Annotated in this window: 15 protein-coding genes; 10 read left to right on the forward strand and 5 right to left on the reverse strand. The window is 63.4% G+C overall.

Annotated features, from left to right (window positions below; all coding sequences use genetic code 11):
* The first annotated feature begins 2 nt into the window (after positions 1-2).
* The 4 genes from HCN50_RS14840 to ilvC all read left to right on the forward strand — a co-directional run bounded on the left by HCN50_RS14840 (position 3) and on the right by ilvC (position 3,391).
* On the forward strand, positions 3-698 hold the full coding sequence (locus HCN50_RS14840) for a class I SAM-dependent methyltransferase (protein ID WP_171710397.1): 696 nt from the start codon (positions 3-5) through the stop codon (positions 696-698).
* Positions 699-703: 5 nt separating this feature from the next.
* Positions 704-1,612, forward strand: a complete 909-nt coding sequence (locus HCN50_RS14845) for an EamA family transporter (RefSeq protein ID WP_171710398.1) — start codon at positions 704-706, stop codon at positions 1,610-1,612.
* 7 nt (positions 1,613-1,619) lie between these two features.
* Positions 1,620-2,225 carry a LysE family translocator gene (locus HCN50_RS14850; protein ID WP_171710399.1) on the forward strand — a complete coding sequence of 202 codons (606 nt, stop codon included), beginning with the start codon at positions 1,620-1,622 and terminating at the stop codon, positions 2,223-2,225.
* Between the two features lie 146 nt (positions 2,226-2,371).
* Positions 2,372-3,391, forward strand: coding sequence for a ketol-acid reductoisomerase (ilvC, locus tag HCN50_RS14855; protein ID WP_171710400.1), 1,020 nt, complete (start codon positions 2,372-2,374; stop codon positions 3,389-3,391).
* A gap of 529 nt (positions 3,392-3,920) precedes the next feature.
* Here ilvC and HCN50_RS14860 read toward each other — a convergent pair.
* Positions 3,921-4,370, reverse strand: a complete 450-nt coding sequence (locus HCN50_RS14860; RefSeq protein ID WP_171710401.1) for a PaaI family thioesterase — start codon at positions 4,368-4,370, stop codon at positions 3,921-3,923.
* A 100-nt stretch (positions 4,371-4,470) separates the two neighbouring features.
* Here HCN50_RS14860 and HCN50_RS14865 point away from each other — a divergent pair, with 100 nt between their 5' ends.
* On the forward strand, positions 4,471-5,307 hold the full coding sequence (locus HCN50_RS14865; protein WP_171710402.1) for a LysR family transcriptional regulator: 837 nt from the start codon (positions 4,471-4,473) through the stop codon (positions 5,305-5,307).
* 481 nt (positions 5,308-5,788) lie between these two features.
* Here the strand turns inward: HCN50_RS14865 and HCN50_RS14875 are convergent, their stop codons facing one another.
* Positions 5,789-6,892: a DUF2336 domain-containing protein gene (locus HCN50_RS14875; protein WP_171710403.1), complete on the reverse strand. Its 1,104-nt coding sequence runs from the start codon at positions 6,890-6,892 to the stop codon at positions 5,789-5,791.
* A 455-nt stretch (positions 6,893-7,347) separates the two neighbouring features.
* Between HCN50_RS14875 and HCN50_RS14880 the strand changes: the two genes are divergently transcribed.
* The gene (locus HCN50_RS14880; RefSeq protein WP_171710404.1) at positions 7,348-8,199 is read left to right on the forward strand and encodes an SDR family oxidoreductase; all 852 of its coding nucleotides are present in this window, start codon (positions 7,348-7,350) and stop codon (positions 8,197-8,199) included.
* A gap of 112 nt (positions 8,200-8,311) precedes the next feature.
* Positions 8,312-8,461, forward strand: a complete 150-nt coding sequence (locus HCN50_RS14885) for a hypothetical protein (protein WP_311968047.1) — start codon at positions 8,312-8,314, stop codon at positions 8,459-8,461.
* A gap of 4 nt (positions 8,462-8,465) precedes the next feature.
* Here the strand turns inward: HCN50_RS14885 and HCN50_RS14890 are convergent, their stop codons facing one another.
* Complete coding sequence (locus HCN50_RS14890) at positions 8,466-9,080, reverse strand: hypothetical protein (protein ID WP_171710406.1); 615 nt, start codon at positions 9,078-9,080, stop codon at positions 8,466-8,468.
* 142 nt (positions 9,081-9,222) lie between these two features.
* Here HCN50_RS14890 and HCN50_RS14895 point away from each other — a divergent pair, with 142 nt between their 5' ends.
* The 3 genes from HCN50_RS14895 to HCN50_RS14905 all read left to right on the forward strand — a co-directional run bounded on the left by HCN50_RS14895 (position 9,223) and on the right by HCN50_RS14905 (position 13,670).
* Entirely contained in the window at positions 9,223-9,912 is a 690-nt protein-coding gene (locus tag HCN50_RS14895; protein WP_171710407.1) for a TetR/AcrR family transcriptional regulator, read from the forward strand.
* Positions 9,913-10,200: 288 nt separating this feature from the next.
* A complete protein-coding gene (locus tag HCN50_RS14900; RefSeq protein ID WP_171710408.1) occupies positions 10,201-11,910 on the forward strand; it encodes a sulfatase-like hydrolase/transferase in 1,710 nt (569 codons plus the stop codon).
* 32 nt (positions 11,911-11,942) lie between these two features.
* The gene (locus HCN50_RS14905; protein ID WP_235976974.1) at positions 11,943-13,670 is read left to right on the forward strand and encodes a sulfatase-like hydrolase/transferase; all 1,728 of its coding nucleotides are present in this window, start codon (positions 11,943-11,945) and stop codon (positions 13,668-13,670) included.
* Positions 13,671-13,812: 142 nt separating this feature from the next.
* Here HCN50_RS14905 and HCN50_RS14910 read toward each other — a convergent pair whose 3' ends face one another.
* Together HCN50_RS14910 and HCN50_RS14915 are read right to left on the reverse strand one after the other, a co-directional pair.
* Positions 13,813-15,372: a glycine betaine ABC transporter substrate-binding protein gene (locus HCN50_RS14910; protein WP_171710410.1), complete on the reverse strand. Its 1,560-nt coding sequence runs from the start codon at positions 15,370-15,372 to the stop codon at positions 13,813-13,815.
* Positions 15,369-16,154, reverse strand: coding sequence for an ATP-binding cassette domain-containing protein (locus HCN50_RS14915; RefSeq protein WP_171710411.1), 786 nt, complete (start codon positions 16,152-16,154; stop codon positions 15,369-15,371). The genes HCN50_RS14910 and HCN50_RS14915 overlap by 4 nt, the downstream gene beginning before the upstream one ends.
* Between the last annotated feature and the right edge of the window lie 123 nt (positions 16,155-16,277).

Below are 16,277 nucleotides of genomic sequence, written 5' to 3' on the forward strand. Positions count from 1 at the left end.
ACATGCTGGCGCGGGACTGGTATTACACGCAAAGGCGGCGGCTCGGGCTCGATTCCGCGGTCGCCTCGATCTACGACCGACATGACGACAGCGACGAGCGGGCACGCGCGGCGCTGACCATGCTCGGCGTGCAGCGCGGCTGGCGCGTCGCCGATATCGGTTGTGGCAATGGCGTCCTGGCCTGCGAGGCGGCGCTGATGGGGGCGGAGGTCGACGCCATAGATATTTCGCCGGCGATGCTGGCGCTCGCCAACATCTACGCGCGCGACCGAAAGGCTGTGATCCGCACCCAGCCCGCGGGTCTGCTCAGCTTTGCGTATGAGCCGAATTCCTACGATCTGATCGTCAGCGAATTCACGCTGCATCATCTGCCCGATTTCTGGAAGGCGGTGGCGCTGGCGCGGATCTTTGCCGCACTCAAGCCTGGCGCGAATTTCTACCTGCGCGACATCGTGTTCGTCAGCATGCCCGACGGGATCGAGCGCGACATCGACCAATGGGCCGAGTTCACCATCAAGAACCACGATTTCCAGCGCGAAGGCGTCGTCGCCCATATGCGCGACGAGTACTCGACCTTCGGCTGGGTGATCGAACGCATGCTGACCGATATCGGCTTCACGCTGGAATCAGTCGACTATCACGCCCCTCTCCACGGCACCTATCTCTTGCGCAAACCAAAGCCGGGCCAACAGAGCTAGAAAAAATGAAACCGGCCGATGTCTGCATCGCCGTGCTGGTGGCGGTGATCTGGGGCCTTGCCTTTATCGCGAGCCGGATCGCGCTCAACGAGTTTTCGCCGGAACTGATGACGGCACTGCGCTTTTCCATCGCCGCTTTGCCCTGCCTGTTCGTGGCGCGGCCGAAGATTTCATGGTCGGTCCTGGTCTCGATCAGCTTCACGCTGTTCCTCGGCCAGTTTCTCTCCCAGGCGTTTGCCATTGCTTATGGCGTTCCGGTCGGCCTTTCCAGCGTGATCGTGCAGAGCCAGGCGCTGTTCACCATCGCCTTTGCTGTGCTGTTGTTCCGCGAGCGGCCGAGCGCGGGACAAACCGTCGGCATTGCGATCGCAACGGCAGGCCTACTGATGATCTGCGGCACCGTCGGCTACGACTTCAGCGTCGGCGCCTTCGCGATCTTGATGATCTCGCCGCTCAGCTTCGCGGCCGGCAATCTGTTGCTGCGGCGCGCGCAGGGCGTGCCGATGTTCGATCTGTTCGCATGGCTGTGCCTGGTCGCGGCGGTTCCATTATTCGCGCTGACGCTCGTCAGCAGCGGCCCGCAGCCGACCTGGCATGCGCTGACTCATATGTCGCTGACGGGCCTGATATGCATGATCGGCCTTGGTGCCATCTCCACCAGCATCGCCTACTGGTTGTGGGGCAGGTTGCTACGGGATTATCCTGCGGCACAGGTGGTGCCGTTCGCACTGCTGGTACCGTTCGTCGGCTCGGCGGCCTCCAGCGTAGTGTTCGGTGAGACATTTGGGCCGCTTCGGCTGACCGGCATGGTCACGGTGGTCGGCGGCATCGCCATCATGCTGTTGTCGAAGCGTCCCGAAGATTCTGAAAAGCAAAAGGCTTCAGAAGAACAAGTTCTGCCAAGGATCGCATGAGGCCCCCATGTCGCAATCGCTGTTCATTGCCTTCGTGATGTTCGCCACTGTGATGTTCTTCACGCCGGGACCGAACAACATCATGCTGCTGTCGTCGGGGCTCACTTACGGCTTTCGACCGACCATTCCCCACATCATGGGGATCACTGTCGGGTTTGCCTTCATGGTCGGCGCGGTCGGCTTTGGGCTCGGGACTATTTTCATTGCCTATCCCGTGCTGCAGACCATCCTGAAATATGGCGGCGCGGCCTACCTGATTTATCTGGCCTGGGTGATTGCGATGTCCGAACCGCCATCTGCGGAGGAGGACAAGAGCCGCGGCCGCCCCATGACGTTCTGGGGCGCGGCCATGTTCCAATGGGTCAACGCCAAGGGCTGGGTCATGGTGATCGGCACCATCACCGCCTATGCGGCGATCGCGGCCTATCCCTGGAACATCATGATCCAGGTCGGGCTCAGCCTCGTCCTGGGCATTCTGTCCTGCACCGCCTGGGCGCTGTTCGGCACCTCGCTGCGGCCGGTCCTGACCTCTCGACGGGCCGTGCGGGCCTTCAACATCATCATGGCGGTGCTCCTGCTGGCTTCGCTCTACCCGGTCTTCATGGACGCATGATGCCGCACCAGGCCATGCATAAACGGGTTTCCTTTGACGCGGAAAATGCTCTAGACAACGCCGGAAATTCGCGGGCGACCGGCGGTCCTATTCCCCCAAATGCCTGATTAACCGGCCTATTTTGGCCATCGATTGAGGAAACGACCATGCGTGTTTATTACGATCGTGATGCCGACCTGAACCTGATCAAGGGCAAGAAGGTCGCCATCGTCGGCTACGGCAGCCAGGGCCACGCCCATGCGCTGAACCTGAAGGATTCCGGCGTCAAGGAAGTGGCGATTGCGCTGCGCAAGGGTTCGGCCTCGGCCAAGAAGGCGGAAGCCGCCGGCTTCAAGGTGCTGGAAGTCGCCGAGGCCGCCAAATGGGCCGACCTCGTGATGATGCTCACCCCCGACGAGCTGCAGGGCGACATCTACCGCGAGCACCTGCACGACAACATGAAGAACGGCGCGGCGCTGGTGTTCGCCCACGGCCTCAACGTCCATTTCAACCTGCTCGATCCGCGCGCCGACCTCGACGTGCTGATGATCGCCCCGAAGGGCCCCGGCCACACCGTCCGTTCCGAATACCAGCGCGGCGGCGGCGTGCCCTGCCTGATCGCGATCGCCAAGGATGTCTCCGGCAACGCCCACGACCTCGGCCTCTCCTACGCTTCCGCGATCGGCGGCGGCCGCGCCGGCATCATCGAGACCACCTTCAAGGAAGAGTGCGAGACCGACCTGTTCGGCGAGCAGGTGGTGCTCTGCGGCGGGCTGGTCGAGCTGATCAAGGGCGGCTACGAGACGCTGGTCGAAGCCGGCTACGCTCCCGAGATGGCCTATTTCGAATGCCTGCATGAGGTGAAACTGATCGTCGACCTGATCTACGAAGGCGGCATCGCCAACATGAACTACTCGATCTCCAACACCGCCGAGTACGGCGAATACGTCACCGGCCCGCGGATCGTCACCGACGAGACCAAGAAGGAGATGAAGCGGGTGCTCAACGACATCCAGTCCGGCAAGTTCGCCCGCGACTGGATGCTGGAGAACAAGGTCAACCAGACCTCGTTCAAAGCGACCCGCGCCAAGCTCGCCCAGCATCCGATCGAGGAAGTCGGCGCCAAGCTTCGCGACATGATGCCGTGGATCAAGAAGGGCGCGCTGGTCGACAAGAGCAAGAACTGAGTGTCGGGCCGTCATGCATGGTGAGCAGGCGCGCAAGCGCCGTCTCCGGACGATGCTCCGCATCGCCGGGCGAACCATGAGGCCACAGACGGGCCTTCATCCTTCGAGGCGCGGCGAAAGACGCCGCTCCTCAGAATGAGGGGCCGGTATTGAAACACCAAATCTTAAGTCTTGCCCGCCACTATCCGGCGAGATCACGCAAGCGGTCTCGCCATTTCCTTGAAGGATTGCTGCTTCAAGCACATTCTTCAGCCCGCCGATTGAAATGCGCCAGCGCCGAAACGAAGGGCTGATGCTTCATGCACATCTTGGGTGCGAAGCAGTTCAACAATTACACTAGCGACAGAAAGATGAGCATTTACCGAGTCAAAGCTCGGTTGCTGAATGTGCATTCTCGTTCCTCAAACGAGGTCCAGATTCGCTAGCTAGCAGACCAGCAATCGATCTTCGCCATTCCGAGCACTTCATGTGCCGGATCACCAAGCCTCGCATCGCCGCGCAAAGCACACTCTCCAGCCTGGCGTGGCTTTTATTTGGCCGGGAAATCGACGCCGCGAAGCGTCACGATCGCCACCGCGCATGGCGTCTCCATCCCGTCGGCGAGCGACGCCACGTCGACATGCGCCACGCCGATCGTTCCGCCGACCTGGATTGCGCGGGCGCGGGCGATCAGCTTCTCTCCCTTCGCCGGGGCGAGGAAGCTGACGTTGAGGCTGACCGTTACCGCAAACCGGCCGGGCTGCATCGCCGTGGTCACCGCGCCGCCGGCAGCATGGTCCGCCAGCCCGGCGATGACGCCGCCATGAAAGAAGCCGTTGGCCTGCAGGAGATTGTCGTCCTTCACGAGCGCCATCACGACATAGCCCGCTTCCGCACTCTCGACCTTCGTGCCGACGGCCTTGGTATAGCCGGGGGCATAGGTGACCCGTTCGACAAGGTCACGGATCGCATCGGATGTCTTCAGTTTCGGATGATCCATCGGGCTCTCGCGGCAGCTTGACGAAACGTCATGCTCGGGCTCGGCAGAGGCTTAGGCAATCCCGATTGCTCCGATACCGAGCCATAGATATCTTGTATGGATGGATCTCAAGCAGATCAGGTATTTCGTGGCCGTCGCTGAAGCGGGCAGCTTCAGCGACGGCGCGCGGCGGGCGTTTGTCACGCAGCCGACGCTGTCGGCAGCGATCGCGTCCCTCGAGGCCGAGCTGGGCTTCGCCTTGCTGGAGCGCCATGCGCGCGGTGTCAGACTCACCCCAAGGGGCGAAGAGGTGCTGGAGACCTCGCGCTCGATTTTGCGCCATGCCGAACGGCTCAAGGCTGCGTCCGGCGGCAAGCCCTCGGGCCGGCCGCTGCGGCTTGGACTCCTGCCGACGATTTCGCCGCCCTTCGTGACTCAATGCATCGGTCGGTTGCAAGCACTGGAGCCTGGACGGTCATGGCGCACCGAGGATGCGCCGCTTGCCAAACTGCAAGAGCGGCTCGCCAACGGCCGCTACGATGTCATCCTGACCGCGCTGGGATTGGCGACGCGCGGCCACCGGCAACTGGAGCTGGCGGCAGACCGGCAGGCACTGGCCGTTTCCGCCCGCGCATTTCCCCGCGGGCCGGTGTCCCCGGAAATATTGGCGGGCCAACCTTTGATCGTGCGCGTGCACTGCGAGCAATTGCAGTCGGCATCCCGGGTTCTCGACGCGTGGAAGGTGCGGCCGCGCGTTGTCGCACAGACCGACAGCGACGCGCGGGCGCTCGCGATGGTGGCGGCTGGCATCGGATTCTGTCTGATGCCGGACAGTTTCGAGCACCCGGACGTGCGGATGCTCCGCCCCGAGGGTGTCGATCTGACCCGGCGGCTCGGCTTTGAATGGGTTAGAGGCGGCGGGGACGGCTGGTTGGATCGCGCGCTGGACGCGGCGTGATCGGCCGGCGGCCTGGTTCATCGGCGACCCGGACAGAGGCTGAACGTTGGCATGCTCGGCGCGGAAAAGCGCGCAAGCTCGTTGTCGAGCAACGTTCTCTATTGATCATATTTCGACGCTCAGTGCTGAGATCCAAATTCCGCTCGGGGTAATTAGCCGACACTGCCTGAATGTCTGCTACGTGCACATTCGCGACCGGGCCAAGCCGGCAGCGGGTCCGGCCATGTCCGTTATTCCGCTGAAAGTGGAAGTGAATTCAGAGCATAGCGGCCCGCTACGGCCGTGCCAGGTTGGCGATACGGTCGGGCACGTGACTCAAGCTCCGAAACTGGAGCCTCGAATCATGCGTTACGGTTCTTCAACAAGATTAAGCAATGTCGGCGTATCGCGACACGATATGACAAGCTCGCAGCCAACTATCTGGCGTTCATCAAGCTCGCATCAATCCGAATTTGGCTGCGTGCTAATGAGTCCGCGCCGCTCAGTTCGTCCGGATGATCGGCTCCTTCTCGATTTTGTTGTGCAACTGCCAGAAGCGCACGGTGCGCTGCGCCGTCTCCATCGACAGCTTGCGGAAATCGCGTTGCGCGATTTCCAGCGTCTGCTCGTTGATGGGATGCACCGGCCGGTTGCGCAGGATCGACTCGACCGTTGGCCAGTTCAGCCGCGCCGCGCGGCAGGGAATCAGGATCAGGTCGGCGCGAGGGCCCTCCATCAGCTTGGCCGTCATCTCGACCGGCATATCGTTGAGGACCGCGAGCGCGACGGTCACTTCGTCGAACTTCTTGGATTCCGCGAACTTGTACACCGCCGCGTCGTCCAGCTCGTTCAAGCCCTTCATCAGCTTCACCAGCTGTTCGGCGACGCCGAAGCTGCGGCTCGGTGGCGGCGTTTCGCGCGCGATCGTGTTGAGAACCTGCTTGATCTCTTCCTGGAGCGCGGGCGGCGCGATGGCAAGCAGGCGGGCGCGGACCGCCTGCTTGGCGCGGCGCAAGAGATCACGCATGCAGTTCGGCGGCAGATCGCTGCGCAGGCCGAGAATTTCAACCAGTTCGTCGTCGGCCGAGGCGCGGGCGACGATGTTGGAATAACCCTCCTCGGAAAACTGCGCGCCGGCATTGTTGGCGAGCTTTCGGATCACCGGGCCTTCGCCGCGATCGACAATGACATCTGTCAAGGCGGCAGGCAGGCTGGCCCGGCCGGAAATCGCGAGCAGGTGATCCTGTCCCTTGCTGCTGGCGATCTCGACCAGAACGTCGGTCCCGAGCCGGCTGGAATGGGTCAGCACATTGCCGGCGACCTCGATCTCGTCGTCCCAGGCGAGATGCTGGATCACCTCGAACGGCGCGTAGTCGAACGGCGCCAGCCGCTTGGACAGCTCGGCCTTGGCCCGCGTTTCGACGCGCGCGATCAGGAGGCAGAGCACGTCATCGAAGACCTTGACCTGGTCGTCGCTGAGGCGTTCGCCGTCGTGGAGAAAGAGATCGGTGACCTGCCGCAGGGTTTCCACCCGCTTGGCGGATGAACCGCCCCTGACAGCGTCTTCAAGTTCGGCAATGATCGAGTGCGCCGGCTGTTGCACCATTGTGGGCAGCCTGTTGGTTGTTGAAGGGGTGGGGCGCACAATGACGAGCCGAGCCTTACACGGCGTTAAAGGCGCGAGCCGGTCGAGATACAGAACGGCTGCATCCGAAACGGGCAAGCCAGCTCACCGCGGACGCTGCGGAGATGCCGGCGTGAGAGCACGCCGCGCATTACATACGCCGCGTTCCGAATTGCTTTACCAACGCTCCGGCGGCGCATGTCGCGATTTCTTGCGATAAATCCGCCATGTCGAGCCGGATCGGCCGTTTGCCGCCGCTTCCGGTATCCCGGTCCGGCTGCTATCCTCACCAAACCGTTCCCGGAACAAATCGAAAAGCAATCTGCCGAACAAGATGCCGTCAAGGCTGGGCACACCCGCGGAGGAAGCGCGCGGAGCTAGCGCTTAAGCATTCCTTCACGACGAACTTCATTAAACCTCTCACAAGGGCTTGGGTCATGAGATCTGTTGTCATCACCGGCGCGTCCACTGGCATCGGCTTCGCCTGTGCGAAGCTCTTGCTCGACCGCGGCTTCCGCGTGTTCGGCAGCGTGCGCAAGCAGGCCGATGCCGAGCGTCTCAAAACTGAGTTCGGGGCGAACTTCACGCCATTGATGTTCGACGTCACCGACGAGGCGGCGGTGCTGGCCGCCGCGCGCGAGGTCCGGGGCGCCCTCAATGGCGAAACGCTAGCCGGCCTCGTCAACAATGCCGGAGTTGCGGTCTCGGGCCCGGTGCTGGAGCTTGCGGCCGACGAGTTTCGCCGCCAGATGGAGGTCAATTTCATCGGCCCTGTTATCGCGACCCAGGCGTTCGGGCCGCTGCTCGGCTCCGATCCGCACCTGAAGGGACCGAGGGGGCGGATTGTCATGATGTCCTCGGTCGCCGGCAGGAACGGCAATCCGATGACCTCGGCCTATTCCGCCTCCAAGCACGCGATCGAGGGGCTGTCGGAGAGCCTGCGCCGCGAATTGATGCTGTTCGGAATCGACGTCATCATCATTGCGCCGGGCGCGGTGAAGACGCCGATCTGGAGCAAGGCCGAGGAGGTCGATATTTCCGCCTACAAGAACTCGCCGTATTTTCCGGCGCTGGAGAAAATCCGAGCCTTTATGCTGCAGCTTGGCGAGACCGGATTGCCGCCCGCGATGATCGCCGAGAAGGTGTTCGAGGCCCTGACGCTGCCGAATCCCCAGGTCCGCTACATGATCGCGCCCGATCCGATGCGGCAGTTCATGGCGGCGATTTTGCCCAAGCGCATGCTCGACCGGATCATCGCCAAGCGCCTCGGCCTGATGCCGCAGGCGTGAGCAAAAGCATCGGCCAGCAGTGACAACAGGAAAGAGCAGAACCGAGCTGACGCAAATCGCCGACGCGGCGCTTCGCAGCCAACCGGGATGCGAAACGGCGTCCGTCCCCGCCGTGCGCGCGCTTCCCAACATCCGCGCAGGTCGTAACTGGGAAATTCCCAACGTCGTTCTCGGCGACAGCCTGATCAGCGACGTCGACCGCGCCGTCATGTCGGTGCACCGCCGGCTTGGACGGAAATACCATTTGCTGGCGGGCGACTAGATCACTACGCACGTAGCGGCACCTGCGCACGCAGCGCCATCGCGATCATTCGCAGCGCGAACACGGCCAGAAGCGGAATCAGGAACAGCGCATAGAGCGGCATGTCGGGGATTCGCTTGCCGAACGACACCATGAACTGGAACAGGAGGTAATAGCCGCCTGCGAGATGCAGCCAGCGCCAGGCGCGCGCGCCGACAGCAGCCGCGGTGCGGTCGAACGAGGTCGCGGTCAGGGCGATGATGAAGGCGTAGCCGATACCGCCGAAGATATAGGACGCAATCGAGGTCGCCGCCGCATAGCCGATCGGGTCCATCACGGCGAAGGCCAGGATGGCGACGGCATGGATAGCGTGCGAGGCCGCAAAGCTGACGCCGAGATAGCGGCGGTTGCGGCGCAGCCATCGCGTCCATGCGTTTGGCCATAGCAGCGCCAGCGCAGCCGCGGCGAAGGCGAGGCAGAACAGCAACAACGAGGTCCGCGCGGTGAAGCGGATCACCATCCGCACGTCCTCGACCTCGAAGCCCCGCATGCCGGCGATCCAGAGGCTTAAGCCAAGCAGCGTCAGCGAGAGCAGGGCAAACAGCCGCCAGCCCTCGAACCATTTTTGATGTGTCGGCATGTTTTGTCCCCCTGATGGCTGCGCTCGCAATGACGCGGACGGTGCGGTGTAATGTAATCACCAGTTACATACGTGGTACCCCGTCGGGTCAACTGGTGTAATCGGCGCTTACATTCACAAGGTAGTGATGCTAGGAGAGGGTATGCGCCGCTCAGTCAAATCCTCCGCCGGCAAATCGGCCGTCGTCCGTCCGCGCCGGCGCGCCGCCCGCGCACCTGCGCCAAAACCCTATCACCATGGCGACCTTCGGCGCGTCCTGGTCGAGGCGGCGCTGCAGTTGGTCGGCGAGGGCGGGGCGGACGCGGTCAGTGTCCGCGAGGCAGCCCGCCGCGCCGGCGTATCGCCGGGGGCGCCGTTCCGGCATTTTCCGAGCCGCGACGCCCTGATGCAGGCGGTGGCGGAGGAGGCGCAGCGGCGATTCCGCGCCGAGATCGAGGCAGCGCTGGCCGGCGCGCCGGCCGGCGATCCGCTCGGCCGGTTTCGCTGCCTTGGGCTTGCTTACCTGCGCTGGGCGATGCGTAATCCGACCCATTTCGAGGTCATTTCCAGCCGCCGCCTGTTCGATCACGACAGGGCGGCTGCCATCTCAAGCGACAATGCCGAACTGATCGCGCTGACCGAGCAAACGCTTGCCGAAGCCTTTGTGGCGGGCCAATTGCGACCAGCGGACCTCAAGCAGATCCAGATCGCCGGGCGCGCGCTGGTCTATGGTTTTGCCCGGATGAATATCGATGGCCATTTTCCACGCTGGGGCCTGGCCGCCCCCGAGGCCGAGCAGACGGCCGAGGCAATCCTCGATCTCTTCATCGAGGGGATTGCGAAACGCCGCTGACTTGCTCCGTCATTCCGGGACGGTCCGAAGGAGCAGACCCGGAATCTCGAGATTCTCAGGGCGCAAGGGCGCCCCATAGTTCGCTTTGCGCCCCGGAATGACGGTGAACACTCCGACGCGTGCCCCGTATTTACCCTGCATCGTTCGCGCAAGGGCAAATTCATTGCGCGTTCATGACGATTCCACTACGTTTTTGTGACACGGCGCCAGGTTCCGGATGGGTCGTGCGTCTCCTGGTCGTCACCAGCCAAGGCTTTGCATTGCGCCGGGTCATGTTGCGTTCCTTCCATGGCGCCCGCGCCAAATCCTGGGCCTTCCGCTACCACCCTTGCCGCCGGTCTGGCCGCCATCGGTTTCTGGCGGCTGTCGGCCGTTGCTGCGCCGCACATGGCGGCGCTGGCGATCCTGCTGCAGACTGAAACCGATTTCGGCGGCCGCATGGGCTTTGCCCTGGCGTGGGGAATCCTGAACTTCTTCTTTATTGCGTTGCTGCGGCGCCCGGCGCTGTCTGGCGCGCTGTCGCTGACGCTGGTCGTGCTGCTCGTGCTGTTATCGCGGCTCAAGCACGACGTCGTGCAGATGACCGCGAACTTCGTCGACCTGATGGTGATCGACCGCGATAGCGCGGCGTTTCTGTTTACGATCTTTCCGAATTTGCGCTGGAGCGTGGTCGGCGCTGCCCTCGTCATCCTGCCGCTGATGTATGCGCTGTGGTGGCTCGATCCGTTCCGCATCCGCCGCCTGCCGGCCGCTGCCGGCTTGCTCGCCTGTCTCGCAGGTCTGGCTGGCCATTCCATCGCCTGGCCCGATGAAGCCTGGCGCGGCTATTACGCCGACGGCTATCTCTCCAAATTTGCCCGTTCGGGCGTCACGGCGGTTTCGGACTTCGTCAATTACGGCTTCATGGAATCGGAAGCCACGACCGCCGAGCGGTTGAAGGTGCCGCTGGTCGATTCCTGCCATGTCGCCGGCCGCCGTCCGCACATCATCATGATCCATGACGAGTCGAGCTTCGACATCCGTCAGGCCGCGGGCGTCAAGGTGCCGGCGGGCTATGGCAGCCATTTCAAGTCCTTTGACGGCCGCGAGCGCAAGTTCATGACGGAGAGCAGCGGCGGCGCCAGCTGGATGGCCGAGTACAACGTGCTGGCCGGGCTGTCGTCGCGGTCGTTCGGCCGCTTCTCCTATTTCGTCACCCGCATAGCGTCGGGCAGGGTGGAGCGCGGCCTGCCGCTGGCGCTGCGCCGCTGCGGCTATAACACGATCTCGCTCTATCCGGCCTACGGCGCCTTCATGGGCGCTCGTGGCTTCCAGACCTCCACGGGGATCCAGCACTTCTATGATGCGCGCGCGCTCGGCGCGAAGGGGATCGAGCCGGACAGCTTCTTCTACGACAAGGCCGTCAAGCTGATCGCCGAGCAACCGGTCAATGTGCCGCTCTTCACTTTCGTCTATCTCGCCGCCAATCACTTCCCCTGGGAAACCAAATTCCGCCCGGACTTGCTACCGTCCTGGCGCAAGCCTGGCAACGAGCCGGTGGTCGACGAATATCTGCGCCGCCAGACCATGAGCGCCGGCGACTACGCGGCATTCGTCGCCAGCCTGAAGAAGAAATTCCCGGCGCAGCCGTTCCTGATCGTCCGCTATGGCGATCATCAGCCGGAGTTCTCGTCGAACTTGCTGGATCCCGGCCTGGATGAGGCCAAGCTCGCCCGCAAGTTCAACACCTACGACCCGCGCTACTTCACCACCTACTACGCGATCGATGCCATCAACTTCGAGCCAGTGAAGAGCTCCGCCGTCATGGATACGATCGACGCGCCCTATTTGCCGCTGGTGATCCAGGAAGCCGCCGGCATTCCGCTCGATCCCTCGTTCGAGGAGCAAAAGAACATCATGCTCCGCTGCAAAGGTGTATTCTACGCCTGCAAGGACGGTGCTGAAGTGCGCAGGTTCAATCGGTTATTGATCGAGGCAGGTTTCATTAAAGGGCTCTGAGGAGCGTTATGTCAGCCGTTGCGGGATCCGGAATGAGCGCAAGCGTCCACGCTAGAACGCGCGGCGTCCGGTTCTTTGCCCTCGCCAGCCTCGTCGCCGCCGTCCATCTGGCGGGGCTGGCAGTCCTCCTGACCAGCGAATACGGGCCGTTTGCAATTACGCTAGCCGTGCTGGCGTGGGTCTTCGTGAACTGCTTTTTGCTGGTCGTGCTGCAGCGGCCCGGCGTCTGCGCCGCGCTGGCGCTGGCCCTCATCGTGATCCTGATCGAGCTGTCGCGGTTCAAGTTCGGCATCCTGCAGCTCACGCTTACGTTCCTCGACTTCCTGATCATTGACCGCGACACCTTCTCGTTTCTGCTCTCGGTGTTCCCGCGGCTGCAGATGCAATTGCTGATTGCGGGCTTGGTTGCGATACCGCTGTTGTGGGCGCTCTGGCGCTTCGATCCGTTCCGGGTGCGCCGCCGCTTTGCGCTGACGGGGGTGGCTGCGACGGCCGCATTGATTGCGACGATAGCGGTCGCTTTCCCCGAGCAGGCGTGGGAGCCGTTCCAGGGCGTCAACCATATCTCCAATTTGGCGCGCTCCGGCGTAGTGGCGGTGTCGCGGCTGGCGTCGACGGGATGGATCGAAGCCGATCCGCCGGCGAACGGCCCGCTCAGCCTTGCGCGGGACGCCCGCGCTGCCGGCCTGCCTGCGCTGCCAGCAGGCGAGGGCTGCGACACCACGGTCAAGCGGCCGCACATTATCCTGCTGCTCGACGAATCGAGCTTCGACGTCACCTCGGCGCCTGATATCAAGGTGCCGGCGGGATACACCGACTACTTCAAATCGATCGACGGCAAGCAGCGCACCATGATCGCGGAATCGACCGGCGGTCCGACCTGGTACACCGAGTTCAACGTGCTGACCGGCCTGTCGGCGCGCTCGTTCGGCGATCTGAAATTCTACGTCACGCGGATCGCCGCCGGCCGGGTGACGCGCGGGCTGCCGCAGGCGCTGCAACGCTGCGGCTACAAAACCGTCTCGCTCTATCCGACCTATGGCGATTTCCTCAGCGCGCGCGCCTTCCAGAAGGGCACCGGCGTCGAGCAGTTCATCGACATGGCGGACATGGGCGTGAACGAGGACATGCAGCCGGACAAGTTCTATTTCGATCAGGCATTGAAGGTGTTTGCGCGCGAGCAGCCGCAGCAGTCGCCGGTCTTCATGTTCGTCTACCTTACGGCCAATCATTTTCCCTGGTGGAGCGTCTACCGGCCAGATCTGACGCCGAACTGGACCCCGCTGGGAAATACAGCGGAGACCGACGAATACATTCGTCGCCAGACCGTGACGGCGAATGACTACCGCGAATTTACCGAGCGGCTGAAGCGCGACTATCCGGATCAGTCATTTCTGGTCTTGCGTTTCGGCGATCACCAGCCGGCCATCTCGCAGAAGCTGCTTGAGCCCGGGATCGACCAAGCCTCGCTGGCGAAAAGGCTGATGACCGCCGATCCGCGCTATTACTCGACTTACTATGCCATCGACGGCATCAACTACCAGCCACGCGACCTGTCGTCGGCGCTCGAAACGCTGGATGCGGCCTATATCCCGCTCGTGCTGCAGGAAGCCGCCGGCCTGCCGCTCGATCCGACATTTGCCGAACAGAAGAGCATCATGCTCCGCTGCAAGGGAACGTTCTATGCGTGCAAGAAAGGGGCGGAGGCTCGGCGGTTCAACCGGCTTCTGATCGATGCGGGGATGATCAAGGGGCTTTGAGGCGTGACGTTATCGAACGTGTGCCGACGGCCCATCCCGTCATTGCGAGCGAAGCGAAGCAATCCATCTCACTGCAGGCGGGGACATGGATTGCTTCGTCGCTGTCGCTCCTCGCAATGACGGGGGAGAGGCCGCCGCAATGTCACTTCTTCCCCACCTTCTCCCACAGCCACTGCGCCACTGCATCTCGCGAGCTCGTCGCGTCGTTGCCGGCCGCGCGCAAGTTTGCCTCGCGCATGGTGGCGATGTCGATCTTGCCGACGAGCGGCGTCAGCGCCTTGCGCAAGGTCTCGTCGTTGGCGCGCTTCGGCGCCAGCAGCACCATCGCATCATAAGGCGGGATCGCGCGCCTGATGTCGTTGAGGGCAACCAGATCATATTTCGCGATCAGCCCGTCGCTGGTGTAGCCGGCGATGACGTCGACTTCGCCGGAGGCGACTGCCGCATACATGAAGTCGGGCTGCATCTGCCGCTGCCCGCGGAACGACAGGCCATAGACCCTGCGCAGCGCGGTCCATTCGGGCCGCGAGAAGAATTCATAATCGCCGGCGATCGACAGGTTCGCTGCGCGCGGGGCGAGATCGGCGATGGTGCGGATGCCCAGTTGCTCGGCGCGCTTGCGCGGCATCACCAGCGCATAGGCGTTCTCGAAGCCGAGTTCGCCGAGCAGCGTGATGTTCTGCTTTGCCAGCATCGTCGTCAGCTCGGCCACCAGCTCCTGACGCGGCCTGATGTCGGTGCGGTGGAACTGGTTGGCCCACAGCGTGCCGGAATAGTCGACATAGACGTCGATATCGCCTGCCGCCAGCGCCTCGAAGATCACGTTGGAGCCGAGGCCCTCGCGGGTCGTCGCGGAGAGGCCCGCCGCCTTGAGACGCTGCGCCATCAATGCCGACAGCACGTATTGCTCGGTAAAGGTCTTGGCACCGACGATGTAGCTGGTCTGCGAGCGCATCATGGTCGGCACCAGCGTGGCCGCGACGAGCGCCACGATGCCGATGCCGCCAAGCGCCGCGCGCAGGCGGCTGCGGTTGTGCAGGCCGCGTTCGATCAGCGCGAGCAGTTGATCGACGGCAAGCGCCAGTACCGCAGCGGCAACGCAGCCGAACAGCACGAACACCCAGTTCTGGGTCTGCAGGCCTGCAAAAATGTAATTGCCGAGGCTGGTCTGGCCGATCGGCGTCGACAGCGTCGCGGTGCCGATCACCCAGACCGCCGCGGTGCGGATGCCCGCCATCATCACCGGCAGCGCCAGCGGCAGTTCGACTGTGAACAGCGATTGCCGCGGCGTCATGCCGACGCCCTGCGCCGCCTCCAGGATCGCGGCGTCGACGCCGTGCAGCCCGGTGATCGTATTGCGCAGCACCGGCAGCATCGAATAGAGCGCAAGCGCCAGCACCGCGGGCAAGAATCCGAACGCCGAAAAGCCTGCGCCGAACCATGACAACGACAGCGCCGCGAGCGCCAGGAGCAGCGGATAGAACAGCGCGAGCAATGCCAGCCCCGGCACCGTCTGCACGATACTGGCGAGCCCGAGCAGCGCCCCGCGCAGCACCGGACGATGGCGCGACAGAATCGCAAGCGGCAGGCTGACGAGTAGCCCGAGCGCCAGCGCGGCAACGCTGACACGGACATGGCTGCCGAGATAGTCGGGCAGGTGGCCCCATGCTTCCGCCCAGCGTGGATCAGTGAAGATGCTCATGCCGCACCATCCCGCGGCAGCAGGGCGCCGAGCCGCTCGGCCTGCCGGCGCGGCGTGCGCATGAGCTCACCGACGTAAGCGTGGTCGCTTTCGGAAAGTTTCGATGGCGTGCCCTGCGCCAGTAGCCGCCCGGCGCCCATCACCGCGATGCGGTCGGCGAGCAGGATCGCTTCCGTCATGTCATGGGTGATCATGACCGTGGTCAGGCCGAGCTTCTTGTGCAGCTCGCGAAAATCATCGCCCAGCGCATCGCGGGTCAAGGGGTCGAGCGCGCCGAACGGCTCGTCCATCAGCACGATGCGCGGCTTTGCGGCTAGCGCCCGCGCCACGCCGACGCGCTGGCGCTGGCCGCCGGAGAGTTCATGCGGCAGCCGGTCGCGATATTGCGCGCGGTCGAGCCTGACCAGGTCGAGCAGCTCATCAACCCGCGCGGAAATTTCGGTGGCCGGCGTGCCCAGAAGTTTCGGCGTAATGCCGATATTGCCGGCGACGGTCAGATGCGGAAACAGGCCGCCGCTCTGAAAGACATAACCGATCCGCCGCCGCAGCGAGATCGGATCGACGCTGCGCACATCCTCGCCCTCGACCGTGATCGAGCCGGAGTCCATCTCGATCAGCCGGTTGGCCAGCCGCAGCAGCGTGGTTTTGCCCGAGCCCGAGCCGCCGACAATGGCGAGGAATTCACCCTCGGCAACGTCGAGCGAAACATTGTCGACGGCCACGACGCGGCCGCCGTCAAACGTCTTGCTGACATCGGCATAGGTGATCAGGGGAGGGTTCATGCGGTCTCAAATCCTTCACCCTCCCCTGGAGGGGTAGGGCTATCGCATATGAAGAAAAACGTGGTGTGCAGCTCGCCTGCGACCATCCTTCGAGACGCCCGCCTATGGCGGGCCCTCAGGATG

The sequence above is a fragment of the Bradyrhizobium archetypum genome (assembly GCF_013114835.1).
In the GTDB taxonomy this organism is placed as follows: domain Bacteria; phylum Pseudomonadota; class Alphaproteobacteria; order Rhizobiales; family Xanthobacteraceae; genus Bradyrhizobium; species Bradyrhizobium archetypum.

Coding starts and splice junctions, on each gene's coding strand:
- HCN50_RS14840 (WP_171710397.1), top strand. CDS start 3: ATGCTGGCGCGGGACTGGTATTACACGCAAAGGCGGCGGCTCGGGCTC.
- HCN50_RS14845 (WP_171710398.1), top strand. CDS start 704: ATGAAACCGGCCGATGTCTGCATCGCCGTGCTGGTGGCGGTGATCTGG.
- HCN50_RS14850 (WP_171710399.1), top strand. CDS start 1,620: ATGTCGCAATCGCTGTTCATTGCCTTCGTGATGTTCGCCACTGTGATG.
- ilvC (WP_171710400.1), top strand. CDS start 2,372: ATGCGTGTTTATTACGATCGTGATGCCGACCTGAACCTGATCAAGGGC.
- HCN50_RS14860 (WP_171710401.1), bottom strand. CDS start 4,370: ATGGATCATCCGAAACTGAAGACATCCGATGCGATCCGTGACCTTGTC.
- HCN50_RS14865 (WP_171710402.1), top strand. CDS start 4,471: ATGGATCTCAAGCAGATCAGGTATTTCGTGGCCGTCGCTGAAGCGGGC.
- HCN50_RS14875 (WP_171710403.1), bottom strand. CDS start 6,892: ATGGTGCAACAGCCGGCGCACTCGATCATTGCCGAACTTGAAGACGCT.
- HCN50_RS14880 (WP_171710404.1), top strand. CDS start 7,348: ATGAGATCTGTTGTCATCACCGGCGCGTCCACTGGCATCGGCTTCGCC.
- HCN50_RS14890 (WP_171710406.1), bottom strand. CDS start 9,080: ATGCCGACACATCAAAAATGGTTCGAGGGCTGGCGGCTGTTTGCCCTG.
- HCN50_RS14895 (WP_171710407.1), top strand. CDS start 9,223: ATGCGCCGCTCAGTCAAATCCTCCGCCGGCAAATCGGCCGTCGTCCGT.
- HCN50_RS14900 (WP_171710408.1), top strand. CDS start 10,201: ATGGCGCCCGCGCCAAATCCTGGGCCTTCCGCTACCACCCTTGCCGCC.
- HCN50_RS14905 (WP_235976974.1), top strand. CDS start 11,943: ATGAGCGCAAGCGTCCACGCTAGAACGCGCGGCGTCCGGTTCTTTGCC.
- HCN50_RS14910 (WP_171710410.1), bottom strand. CDS start 15,372: ATGAGCATCTTCACTGATCCACGCTGGGCGGAAGCATGGGGCCACCTG.
- HCN50_RS14915 (WP_171710411.1), bottom strand. CDS start 16,154: ATGAACCCTCCCCTGATCACCTATGCCGATGTCAGCAAGACGTTTGAC.